Below are 13,414 nucleotides of genomic sequence, written 5' to 3'. Positions count from 1 at the left end.
TCACAATTCCTTTCTTCTCAAGCTTAAAATTTCATCCATTATTGTTTGTTTAGTAGCTGCAATTTCTTTTACTGCGCTAACATTATACTCAAGGAACTCTTCTTTATTTGATATTATTTTAGTAATATACTCCTCGAAAATTTGTCCGTCGGTTGTATGTCCTGTTGTGGATAACGTTAAAAGTTTCCTCTCATCATAAAATGCTTCAAAGATTTTTTCTAAAATCTGCTGTATGATGCTATTATTGATTATCTGCTCTGTATATGCTTGAAGCAGGCTATTAAAATAAAGATAGTTCCTTAATGATTTATATACATCTTTTCGGACATTCTCCATCCCTGTATACCTAATTGGCATCTTATTAATCATTTCATTTAATGAATTTGTAATAACCTGTTTTATCTGATCTATAAGGATTTCTTTATCTTCTGCTTTTGCTTGTAATTCTTCCTGTCGCTCTCTTATCCTAATGGATAAATTTTCAATCAGCGCTCTTAAAGTGATTTTTTTTCTGAAAAAACCTTGCTCTTCTTGACCGAGAGTATCAATTAATTCAAAGTAACAGAGCCAGTATCCTTCGACTATTCCGTAGTATTCTGCCTCTTGATAAATTAGGTCTCTCTCACAATCAAACCAATCTTTTATTAACGGATATATGATAAGATTTAACTCCCTAATGCAGTCGGTCATATGTAAATAAACTATCTTCTCCCTAGACTGCTTATCATTCCATTCTATGCTATTAAGAAACATTTTATTATTTGAGATGAATTTTAAACCCAACAGATTTTCTAATTTGGGAGCAAATCGTTCTGAGACATTACTCTCAACATTTTTAGGAGTTTCATTAATCATATAGAACAGATCTCTATGCTGATAATCTTCTAATCCTTCAACAATAAAAATTGGAAGTTCCATTCTATTTAGTAAATCTCTTTGCTCACTTCCAGATTCATTCATAAGTGAAATGATGGCTTTTATCCTATGTTGTCCATCAATAACAGTAAAACATCCACGCTTCACTTCCAGAACATTTTGATCTTTATACGAGATTTCAGCTTTGCTATTAAGTATAGTAGGCGGAAAAAATGTAGCTGGTATATCATTTAAAATATACTGTTTTATTTTATCAACTCGTCTTTCATCTATCTTTCTATTCATTGAAATATCTGATCGAATATCTACTATACTTTCAAGTTCCTTGTATCTAACTTTACCTATATAACACATATGATCATTCCATTTATAAGGCACAACATCTAGCTTTACTCCCATGTAACTCCCTCTTTTCATACTCTTTTTTGGGTTATGCTTAGATAGCATAACCCAGTATTATTAATTATTATAATTCCCAAAAAGCCATATCTCGCATCCAAATGGGTTGAATCGAACCAGCCTTCACAAGGCTATAATGCTTCTGCAACGATTTAATCCTACTCATAATGTTATCCTCTTCTGACTTACTCTGCGTGCTGAAAACCATTCGAATTTCCTTCGCAGACATTTCAGACACATTATGCACAATCCAGGTCAAAATGTAATTCGCATAGTCATTATCAGAAGTTGAGAAATGGCTTAAGAATTGCGTAGATAGGATTGTGCCAACCCCATACTCTCTTCCTTCCTTCAGAATCTTTTTAATCGAAGTGAAGTCTTTACTGAGAAAATTATCCGCCTCATCAACCAAAATCATTCGCGTAATTTCACGATAAGCTCCATCAATTGCACTGTGTCCAAACATTTGCATTTGGTTGTAGAAGACATCGAGCGTAATGGATACTACGAGGTTTTGAATACTCTCACTGTATCCAGACAGATTAATTACCGTGATCCCATCAATCATGTCGAACAATGAGATGGTTTTGGAGGAATCTGTTTCAAACACTTCGGTTTCATATAGCTCTTTCAGTGCCGCATACAGAGAATCAATTTTAGAGTTTTCTTTACTAGCATAAAGTTCGTATATATCACTCATCGTTGGAGCTGGTAAATCCCAAGTCGTAGAATCCCCTTTAATAATGCCTTTATTAGCGTATGCTTCCATCATTAAATCCTTCAATGTTATTGCTTGAACTTGTCCAAGATTGAAAGACCTTACAATTGTGTCTGTTAGAGAGTTACTTGTATGAAGAGGCAGCAACGGTTTAATAGGCTCTGCCATGTATAAAGACAAGGGATTAAACGGTAAATGAAATAGATTATATACCTTCGCATTTGTCTTTTCAGTAAAATCAGGCTTTATATAATCACCTTTATAGTCAAAAATCAAAATACCAATAGGAGTTTGATTCACGTTGTCACAGCTATTACGACTTAACTGCGTAATCAATGATTTCGTGAATTGAGTTTTTCCTGTTCCCATCGTTCCAATAATTCCTGTGTTCGTGTGCATAATTTTATCCGTTGAAGTAGGGAACCATTTCACTTCTTCTTTAGAAGTTGCATTATGTCCAAACAAGACTTCTAGTGGTTTTGCCGGGGCCTTTAAATCTACAGTTCTCTGAGACTTATCATTTATTTCATCTATTGAATTCTCATCAGATCTAAGCATAGTCGCTGCTACTTCATACATTCCCAATTCATAATGTCCGCTATTCTCAGCAACAAGTAGTGTCGATTCCTCAATATCTTGTGCTATTTCAAAACGTCTGGAAGGATCATATAAATTACTCAGTAATTGCTCAGGAGACAAATCCCCTTGATCACTCTGTATATATTCCTTCATCTCTTCAACACTTTTGAGTATGAATTCATATCCACTTTGTTCAGGGTAGTCATAGACCATAACATAATCGTTCATTTTAATATCCGTAAACACGACATCCTTCTTAAAGGAAATCACAGCACCTTGACCAATGTGCTGATCCAATGTATTTACGATTGTGTATTTATCATTAAGGAGAAACTCACGAACATCACTTTCCGTAATTTTACTCCATGATTGTTCAGGCCACACCGAATAAAGCTTCATTTTCTCTGCACTTGCAATTGCTAATTGCATAAAGAAATTACGATATAATACAGCTTGGAAACTCTTTTCATCACCAGTTAAAAACTCCATCAATAACTGCTTGGTTTCTTTTACTTGTTTTACCGCTTTCTCTTGCACGTTAGCACCGTTATGTCCTATCTTGACCTCAATAGGGTAAAAGTGAACAAACATCTCCTGATCAGAAGGCTCAATCCCAATCAATAACAGATCATCACTGTATGAACCAAATTTCCCTAGTTTTTTAGCAGAAAATAAACCTTCTGATTGTCTTAATCCAGTCCCACCTGAGATTCTAAGAATTTCTTCCATTGAGATAGGAATCCATATAATATTGCTGTGTGCATAAGCAGCAAGGGATAGTTTTACTGCTGAAAGAATACTAATTTTTTCCTTCGGAAAATAGTTCTTCTGAGCCAACAATCGAAGCAGCCAATTCCCATTAATAGCATTGAAGAAATTAATGATTGGAGGTAACACATGATCGTCAACATACAACCTCTGATGACCAAGGAATTCTTTAATTAAGCGCTGATATTGTTTTGATCGTCTGGTCACTGTGATCGCATCAAACCCACTTGAGGATGTATATTGATCGCTGTAATGAATAACAAGCAGCTCTTTTTGAGCATCACTGTTCTTGAAGAAACTCAGATCTACTTTAGGCTCAATAAAAGTAACCCAATGGGCTGAATCGTAGACTTGATCTAATTGCTGTTTATGATCAGCAGAGATCGCAGTAACAATATTTATATCCTCTTGATAATTATCAAGAGTTCGGGCAACTCTCAGCAATGAATTCAACTTCGGTACCATTTTCAATAGCGGAGCTTCTTGTATGGGATAATATCTCGTTCCGAATCCCGTTTTATAATCTTCGTTTATGAATACAGAAGGAACACCTGAAACAAGACCTAATAATGAAACTCCAGTAGTAATTTCCGCAGCATTGCTAGTAGCAATCTGTTCAATTTTATTCATCTGATAGAAAGTAACGTGACTGTACTCGAAATGATTAGTGTCCGAACTTTTAGAATAAAACTTCACTTTATCTCGGAAAACATTCAATAATTCTTCAGCATGATATCCATCCAGTTCCAATCGAAGATTGAACTGTTTGGCAATCTCTTCTGCATCTGTATATTGTGACATCTCCTCAAATACATTGTTGATACCTTTTTCAGCATAGATGTGAATTTCAATAGGTAGTAGATTTCCTTTTTCCAAATTATCTTTAAGTTGCTTCTTGTAGTATTCAAAAAGACCTTGAAGAATTTCCTGACAGTCCCCCATATTAATCGTATTAATTTTGAGGGGAGCACGACGATCTAATTCAAAAAGATATCCGAAATGGCCAGTAAACTCTTCGATTTTTTCTTGAACCAATTTACTTACAAATGTTTTGGATGACTCGAATCTTGGTAAACTTTGATCCAAGTAAGAAGCCCACTCATATGAATCCATCATTTCAATTGCCTTGTATAGTTTGGAATTGAAATTAACATAAGGCAATAAATTCGTAGGTCTCATGGAATGCAGCAATTCATCATTTATTAACTCATCACCCACCACTTCATTTAATTGTAATTGGTACGCCAAATGAAGAGGATGTAATGGTGTAAGTAGCCACTCTGGATTTATATGACTTTTCTGAATAGTTCCAATTAGAACAAGGTCTCTTTGGATCTGGTTTAATGACTGGCCGTTTTGCAATTGTTCAAGCTCCTGTAAATACACATCTATATAGTTACGGGCTAGTGCAGTATAATCTGCATCAAAATAAGCTAAACTCGGGAGTAAACCGTTAGTCCTGAAATATCGCAATAAATCGCAGTATGCCTCTTTTAACGGTTCAGGAACTGAGATCGATTGAGGAACAATCTCTCCTAAGCTATCTTCTAGAAAAAACAAATGATTGGTTTCTAAAAGTTTTCGTTCCCTCTCTAAATTACGCTTGAATTCTCCTTGAGCATAAGTCTCCCTCGTTCCTTGTACAATCTTCATCTTCTCATTCTCTATGCGATAGATGAAGTGTTCTTGCTTTTCACGCTTTAGCTTCCACACACTAAAACCACCAATCGGAACAGGACGTTCAACTAAATCCTGCACAGCAAATGGAATGCCTGTGTGAGGAAGTTTAATATTAAAATAAATCATTTCTTCATCACTATTATTTTCATCATTACGAGATACCTCTAATTCCTGGTCCTCAGAAATGTCAAATGTGCTATGAGATTCTGTTAAATTAACTTTGGTGATTTCTGATGCATCTTTATTGAAAAACCAACGTTCCGCATCTGAATTAATTAAAAGATACGAACTTTTGGATTTTGATAACGTAATGGCATAGGCCGTTTGTATCGACTGAAGAAACTTGGGCTGAGTCTCAACCACTGTAATTCTAATTTCATAAGCTGGAGATACCTCTGTTTTGTATTTCACACCGTAAAATGTAGTTTGTCCAACTTCATGCTTTAAGCGTACGCGAATCTTTTTACCTGCTTGTTCCGCCAGTATTGAATGTTTAATTTTAGTTTCATTGATATACTGATTTTTGATAAAATCATTAAATGTAAATTCTAACGTGATATCTTCTTCTTGATCAGGATTGAACACGATAATGTTTCGTTTACGTTGCTTACTCTTGGTTTCGCCATCGGCTCTCTCCCAATACTCTAATCCTTCCAAAGTCAATTTCTTACCAGCCTCTACATACTCTAGACCTTTTCCTTCTAATTTTTTTTGATTCGATCTTCGTACTGAACCAAAATCAACATCCTGCCATGTCTCTGACTCCGATAAAATCTTAACCCCTTGATCATCAAAGTACCGCTCGAGACTGACCTCAGCAGAACCATATTGATGGGCAATTTCAACGTCACTATAAAGAGAATGATTTTCTTTTAATCTTTCTTTAATTTCCTTAGGAGTTCTAGGGGTATTAAAAAGTTCGGCATCATAAAAAAGTCCAAAGTTTTTATATTCATGCTTTTCCAATTTCTCATTGTTCAGCACAGTAAGTATATTTTCGTAGTCAAATAAGTTCACTCTCTCATGAAGTCCTTGTTGGGCTTTCATTGACTCAATGGAGAAGTTAAGAACTTGTTTCTCTTCTGAGGATAGATTCGTTTGCTTCATCATTTCTTGCAAATCTTTTTCAATTGAATCAATATGAAAAGGCATACCTTCTTTTGCAAACGAAGTCATTCCTTGAACCAAACTATCTAAGTTTGAATTGTGGATTAAAAGCATAGCCAGATCTTCGAAATGTTCTTCATGTATGCCAACTTTATTCCTTAATGTTGTAAGAAAGTCTGGAGTGGTCTCCTCAATATTTGATGCGATTAATACCTTGGTTTGATCATAATCTAAAGTTTGAGATTGATAGAATCCATCCTCCGTTGGCATTGAGAACGGACTAACTCGATTCATACCCTTAATTTGATTTACCAGATTTACTACTTGTTCTTCACGTTCAAATTGAATATGATATTTTTCTCCTGCCTGAATGTTAACTTCACTCAAAAAACGTTCCACGAGTTGAGCAAGATAACTATAAAAATGCTTTGACATAAATAGCATCCCCACTATCACTTTTTTTCTCTAGCAAATTCAACTTCTCGAAATACTCAATGATTGAAACCTGAGTATCCCTATCATAGATAATTCCTCTTACTTCGAATTGTTCAAATAGTTTCTTCAATCTGATTTTATGCTCATCTTTAATGATGATTTTAGTCAGGAATAATAAATAATCTGTATCCAGAATTAACATTTTTCCAGATCTCCCCCTAGATTTGAGGAATGTTCTCTGACAAAAATGTGTAAACCACATCTTATATTCGTTATACGGTTTGGACCGAAATGAATTATTGAACTGGTATTCAATCATTTGAAATAATATAGATAATTTATTTAACACAGGTAGGTCATATGTTTCGGGATTTAAGCTCATTTGACTCCACTTCACATCGGATAGCCCCTCACGATATTGCTCTATCACCTTATCCACATCTTCTTCGATTGCAAGAATTTCTTCATTTGTTCCTGTGCGAAGTACTTCAGCAATTTCTTGATAAGAAAGTACCTCCTCTACTCCCTCCACTGAAATATTAAGCATTTTGAGAAAATTCACATGTGTAAACATTCTATTAATCGATCTTTCAATGTTTTTCCATCCGTATTCGTAACTAACTCTGGTTTTCGATAATCTTTCTTCTTCTTCAAATGTAAAATAAATAGGCACTATACTCTTCTCGTATTTGGCAAACAAAGCTTCATTTCTACGTAACATTTGAGTAATATAGAAAAAATAATAGTAAGATAGAAGTTTCTCAAATTGTTGAGTAAACAAATCCTGTTTCGTAGAAAGCCATTCAAAATCAACAGCAAATAATTCCGATATTTCTGGTAATAACACCGCATACTTAGGGGATTGTAACTCCTCACTTTTCAACTCTGGTAAAGCTTTGAATATTAACGAACTCATCAAATCATCCGTCTGATGTTCTTCATTACTAATTTCCCATGCAGCGTTTCCATTCCATAAAACCGCAAAGAGAAACTCAGCCAACTTTCTGTTCTCGTTCTCAACCGTATTGATGTAATAAAGCGTCTGAGGATGGAATAAGAATAGTTGGTTGTTTTCGTCAATGAATAAAGTTCTAATCATTTGCTTGAATTCGTTTTTTTGATTTATATCTTTGAAATCAATAGATTTTAATACGGCTTCAACTAGTTGTTCGGGATTCGCTTCTGAGGACATTTTTTTTTGCCCCACCAGACGCAAAAACTCACCTACAACTTCCTTAAGGTTAAATTGCATATCTTTGAATTTTGTATTGTAAGGTAAGAGTTCAACAGTAATTTTAGGATTATGCCTGATGGAAGAATCAAATTTGAACTTGTCTATAATGGTTTTTAAATCCAACTTAAACTCCATATTTTCACATCTCCGTATATGAATATTGGTCGAATAAATCATCGTAAGTCAGTCGATAACGCTGAGACTTACCGAACTTCTTGCTTTCAAAAATAAGCTCATTTTTGTCGTTCCCTTTACTACTCAACTGATCTATGAATTCAACAAACTTGATATATTGGAATTTGTCCTTTTTATTCGGGCGATAACCGTTTTTGATTCGAATCAACAAAGAATATAATGAGAAATCGATGTCTATTTCAACGGGTGCTCCACCCTTAGGTCTGAAGGCAATCGTTAACATCGGCAAAAACTTCATTAAGACATCTTCTGCTCTAGCCTCTACTCGTTCAAGCGCAGGTTCAATCTCAAGTTTTTGCAAAGCATAATAGTGCGTCTGCGGTTGTCCAATCTGAACATAAATAAGTCCGCCTTGGCCTTCACCATTCCATTTATAGATCGCATCACGAACGTCCTCTCTGTAAAGCTTGGATAACATACTCCATGATCTTCTATTCCAATGAAACAAGTAATTCATATATTGATCATAGTCCTGATCTTTGAACGAATTATGTTGTTCCCTGGGAACCAAATAGTATAAATATACAAATAACTTAACTAACTCATTTCTGAAAGAAACGCTCTTTTTGTCCTCATCTTTCCATGGAGAATGCGGAACAAGAGATTTCGCAAAATATGGTGCTCTATTTACATCAATATATTGACTAAATAAATATGCCCCGTCCTTTCTAGACTTAAAATCAATGAGGTGCTGGTCAAGCAACTCTGTACGATATTGCGTAGGATTAATATGATTTATAGCTTGATGTATAGCAGATGCATCCTCACGATCAAATAGTTGGAAAGGCAACAAACATGACGTGTAAGATTGAAAATCTTGATTTATGATTAATTCCATCAATTTCTCATGCTCTATGTTATCCATTGAAGAAGGAACTATAATATTGTATATAAAATCAAGCAGCGCCCGAGTAGAAATAATAAGTTTTTCTTTTACCATCGCTTGAATCAATAAATCAATGATCTTGTCCTGAATATCATCATATTGTAACAACTCATAATTTTGAAGAATTGGATTTTTTAAAGCTACTTCGGGATAATTATCTTTTTCTCTGAGATAAGACTTGTAGAAAGGGTTTTGTTCTGTATTCTGAGTAATTCTTTGTAGAATTCCCTTAATGTAACTAGAGCGAGGTCCATGTTCCGTTAACTCATACATATGATAATCACTAAAATTCACATATTTGAATATGTGATCATCTTGAGAAACTTCCTCCGTGATCACAGACTCTATGATTCTCTTTGCATGTACAAATTCTCTAATCCGTGTGAACTCTTTTCCTTCATCTGCATCAATGAAGTTATTCAGAGCACCCAGATTAATAGCTAAAACAATGGTTATATTCGAACCCTTTCCAATCTCTTGATCTGAAAATGGCTTCAGTATCTTGGCCAATGTTTCAATTGAAGTTTTCCGAGGAGAGAAACTTTCCGTTGCATCATTATGTAAATAAAATCGTTCTGGATCTTCTAAAAAATCATACTTATCTTTTAAGTAAGATAAAATATGTGATTTACCATCGCCCACTCCGCCACATACCAATATTAACTGTGGTTCTTTTGTCCGATTAGCTTCTAAAATATAGTTTTCAAGTTCTTTCTCAACTGGCCTCTGAACATGCATATATTGTTTAAATTCGCTAAATCCCTCAAGATTCTCCACAGCTTCCTTAGAAGACTGTTTACAGCGCTTAAGAACATCAATGAAATGAGTATTTGTAGACATGCCTTATCCTCCAAAACACTTAATGTATTTCACAACAAAAAAAGACACAGTTCTCCTATTGGAACCATGTCTGTCATCATACGCTGTTTACTGTGTAATAGACCATGCTTTGGTCCCGCATACATAAAGTTAAAAATAAAATAATTCATTAACTGCAACAATGCGAAGTACTAATCTACAATAAATGACTATTTATAGGATAAATATACCACACTTATGGTTCTTAAGGTACAAAATTAAGATTTATAGGTATTATTTCCAAGCTGAAATTATGTCTATGAAAGTAATCCAGAATAAGACTTGCTAACATAGCAGGTTTCTTAATAATGCTTTCTCAAACAATACACTTATTCGCCACCGCCACCATCTTCGCAGGCATCTCTTCCCGCAGTCGCCATACAAAGCTCATCGGTTTGTTCCCCTCATGACTCACATAATCCGCTTCACCCAGGAAGACAAATGGAGACGTGTAGCCATGCTCCTCCTTATACTCCCGTACGAACAGCGCGATACGATTCCCCGTCCCTCGATGATGAATATACCGCTGTGCAGTTGCCGTATGCTCAGATACCCGGCTCTGAGTCTGCCAGTGGAACAAACGCTCGTTGATCGCATAATCCTCATACAACGTGGATGGAGAAAAGTCCTTATCCGATTTGTTCAATGTAATGAAGAAAATATCCGTCTGTTCATCGGCAAAATATTTCACGCCTTCGCGGAAGGTTGGCGAGTGCTCGCCATTCCAGTAGCCGAAAGCAGCAAGCACTTGGTCGATGGAGTACATACAGTGGATATCCAGTGGACAAGTGTACGGGAACGAATTGCTTTTATCCACAAATCGCAGATGAGCCAAGTTATATTTGAAAATATCCACAAGCTCGTCCCGGAATGCTGCGCAAGACAGGACGCGTGTAATCCCTTCTTCGATGCTGCTTAGCCCCAGCTTCTCCGGTGCAGCCCGGTGGAAGGTGTAATAGAACATGATCAACATACGCTGTTCATCAGCATTGATAGGCTCTTTACCTTTTTCAATATACTCGATCAGGAAATTCAGCCAGCTTCGGGAGTTGATTGACAGCACAGACGGCAGTCTGCGGATATATTCCTCCTGCTCATCCTCTACTGGCTCGGTTAGCCCCGCTTCGGCCAACAGTCCGCGGAAATACCTTTTGCCCGAACGACCACCATATAGTTCATATAGTGTCATCCCGTGATGCTCTACAAAATGAGCCAGCGTCAGCGGCAGTCCAGTGTCCTGCTGGAATGTTTGCAGCTTCTGGATCAGCGCTCTGCGATTACGGCTCATTTGTTTCAGATTACGCATAACGTAATCCTTGGCCTGCTTTTCCAACTGAATAAACGTGCCACGAGGCAGGTTCGAAAAGCCGTTCTCGACATAGTACGAGATGGAATGTTTGGTCGCACCGATCAGGGCTCGGAATTTATCCTGGTATCGGTACTCCTGATGCGCTTGCCCGATGAAGTCGAGCACGGTCAGGCACTCTTTGCCTTCTGCCATCCGTAGTCCACGACCGAGCTGTTGCAGGAATACGGTTAAACTTTCGGTCGGACGCAGGAACAAAATCGTATTCACCTCAGGGATATCCACACCCTCATTGTACAGATCGACAACAAAAATCAGGCGTAGTTCTCCGTTCACCAGTTTTCCCTTGGCAGAATGACGCTCCTGTTCACTTGATCCGCCATGCAAAGCTATAGATGGAATGCCGGCTTCGTTGAAAACTTTAGCCATATACAGCGCATGATCTACCCCTACGCAGAAACCAAGTCCTTTCACATCATCCAGATCGGTGACATATCGGTTCAGACTTTGCATGATCTGATTGGCACGGATTTTGTTATGGGTGTAGAGCTTCTCTAGCTCGTTCAGATCGTAGCCTTTACGTGACCATTTCACTTGGGAAAGATCGACGGTATCGGTGACACCGAAATATTGAAACGGACTAAGCAGCTTCCGGTCGATGGCATCGGTCAGACGGATCTCGGCGGCAATCGTATGATCGAAGTAAGGGGTTATGTCTTTGCCATCCATCCGTTCAGATGTTGCTGTGAGTCCCAGCAAAATCTGGGGCTCGTAGTGAGACAGCAGTTTCTGGTAGGAAGGTGCAGCAGCATGGTGGAATTCATCCACAATGATATAGTCGTAATAGTCTGGACTGGTGATATCCGTTAACTTCATGGCGTTCAGGCTCTGTATACTGACAAACAGATGCTCCAATGCCTCCGCCCGATGACTCCCGACGTGTAGCTCGCCAAAGTTCATGTCCTTCAGGATATACCGGAACGTGTCCCGGCTTTGCTTCAGAATCTCTTCCCGATGGGCGACAAAAAGAAGCTTGGCTCCCGCATGGCTTGCTCGGAATCGCTTGTAATCGAAGGCAGAGATGACCGTTTTGCCAACGCCTGTGGCGGCCACGATCAGGTTACGGTGTCGTCCATACAGCATGCGCTCGGCGCTCAGCTGTTCCAGCACTTCCTTTTGATAATCGTAGGGCTGGATGTCGAGGTGGAAATGTCCGGATGGGTCTTTTTTGCGATTCAGGGCTGCTCTCAGCTGGGCCTCATGCTCCTGATCCTCAGGAATGTACCTCGTAAATTCGCGGTCATTCCAGTAACTCTCGAAGGTCGCTTCAATCTTGCGCAGCACATCCAGGGAATCCTTCTCTGTCACCTTGAGGTTCCACTCCATGCCACTGGTCAGGGCGGGGTTGGACAGGTTCGAAGAGCCGACATAAGCGGTGGTGAATCCCGTATCGCGATGGAAGATATATGTTTTGGCGTGCAGCCGCGTAACTTTGGTATCATACGAAATCTGGATTTCAGTGTTCGGTAATTTGCTAAGTTCGGTAATCGCCTTGAGGTCGGTTGCTTCCATATAGGTGGTTGTGATGATCCGTAGTTTTCCCCCACCCAATGTGAACTGCTGAAGTTGTTCCAACAGCAGGCGAAGCCCACTGAATTTGATAAAAGACACCAGCCAATCGATCCGGTCGGCGGTCACGATCTCTTTTTGCAACTCCAGCAGCATACTTGGTTCAGACTTGGCCCCTGTGAATAACGAGCTTTGGGCAATCGGCGTATCCGGGCGAATGATTTTGGTATCCCGAATGGCACGAATACTGTTCAGCTTGGAATACACATGGGTCAGCACCTCCCCCTGCTCATCCAGTTGCAATTCGTTATATTCCTCTTCCCCCAACGTGTCCTTTAAAGTTGCTATGATCTCATTACAGGTTCGAATCTGCTCTAATACAGCCATTTTGTCTTCCGTCTGTTCACGTACAATCTTGAGCGCTCGCCGGGTCACCGCTGCCAGATACGTGGATAGCAGCTTACGCGCTTCCTCCGCATCCAGCTTCTCGGTCCCAATGTGATACACATCTGGGTCCAGCGCCGAAATCTCCTGTCTGGTGATTGTGTTGATAAGCTGTTCATATATACCTTGTTTCATGAATGTACCTCGCGAAGGTTAGGATGGTTGTGGATATGTAGTTGTGCTCTATTATGTAATATCTTTAGAGTCTTCTATACTATTATCGACAAATGAAGAGAACTTTTCATTATAGTTTACGATTTAAATAATATCTATCAACTTATGGGGGGATATGGAAGCAAGTTTAAGATAGGTTGTGGATACGGTACAACGATTAAGATGCACAGGATGATATGTCAAAAT

The 13,414-nt window shown here is 38.2% G+C and carries 5 protein-coding genes; all 5 read right to left on the bottom strand.

Going from position 1 to position 13,414, the window contains the following annotated elements; all coding sequences use genetic code 11:
* Positions 1-1,275 carry a DNA sulfur modification protein DndB gene (locus Q9R46_RS00385; RefSeq protein ID WP_311278522.1) on the bottom strand — a complete coding sequence of 425 codons (1,275 nt, stop codon included), beginning with the start codon at positions 1,273-1,275 and terminating at the stop codon, positions 1-3.
* Between the two features lie 67 nt (positions 1,276-1,342).
* Complete coding sequence (gene dptH / locus Q9R46_RS00380) at positions 1,343-6,562, bottom strand: DNA phosphorothioation-dependent restriction protein DptH (protein WP_311278521.1); 5,220 nt, start codon at positions 6,560-6,562, stop codon at positions 1,343-1,345.
* The gene (gene dptG, locus Q9R46_RS00375; RefSeq protein ID WP_311278520.1) at positions 6,543-7,931 is read right to left on the bottom strand and encodes a DNA phosphorothioation-dependent restriction protein DptG; all 1,389 of its coding nucleotides are present in this window, start codon (positions 7,929-7,931) and stop codon (positions 6,543-6,545) included. The genes dptH and dptG overlap by 20 nt, the downstream gene beginning before the upstream one ends.
* Positions 7,932-7,935: 4 nt before the next feature.
* Positions 7,936-9,717 carry a DNA phosphorothioation-dependent restriction protein DptF gene (gene dptF, locus Q9R46_RS00370; RefSeq protein WP_311278519.1) on the bottom strand — a complete coding sequence of 594 codons (1,782 nt, stop codon included), beginning with the start codon at positions 9,715-9,717 and terminating at the stop codon, positions 7,936-7,938.
* Positions 9,718-10,051: 334 nt separating this feature from the next.
* Complete coding sequence (locus tag Q9R46_RS00365; protein WP_311278518.1) at positions 10,052-13,189, bottom strand: DUF3427 domain-containing protein; 3,138 nt, start codon at positions 13,187-13,189, stop codon at positions 10,052-10,054.
* Between the last annotated feature and the right edge of the window lie 225 nt (positions 13,190-13,414).

The sequence above is a fragment of the Paenibacillus sp. RRE4 genome, assembly GCF_031844205.1.
In the GTDB taxonomy this organism is placed as follows: Bacteria; Bacillota; Bacilli; order Paenibacillales; family Paenibacillaceae; genus Paenibacillus; species Paenibacillus xylanexedens_B.
This window is presented reverse-complemented; position numbering and strand designations above follow the sequence as displayed.

What these genes read in the sequence shown, in the direction of transcription:
- dptH (WP_311278521.1), bottom strand. Translation starts at nt 6,562, where the DNA reads ATGTCAAAGCATTTTTATAGTTATCTTGCTCAACTCGTGGAACGTTTT.
- Q9R46_RS00365 (WP_311278518.1), bottom strand. Translation starts at nt 13,189, where the DNA reads ATGAAACAAGGTATATATGAACAGCTTATCAACACAATCACCAGACAG.
- dptF (WP_311278519.1), bottom strand. Translation starts at nt 9,717, where the DNA reads ATGTCTACAAATACTCATTTCATTGATGTTCTTAAGCGCTGTAAACAG.
- Q9R46_RS00385 (WP_311278522.1), bottom strand. Translation starts at nt 1,275, where the DNA reads ATGGGAGTAAAGCTAGATGTTGTGCCTTATAAATGGAATGATCATATG.
- dptG (WP_311278520.1), bottom strand. Translation starts at nt 7,931, where the DNA reads ATGGAGTTTAAGTTGGATTTAAAAACCATTATAGACAAGTTCAAATTT.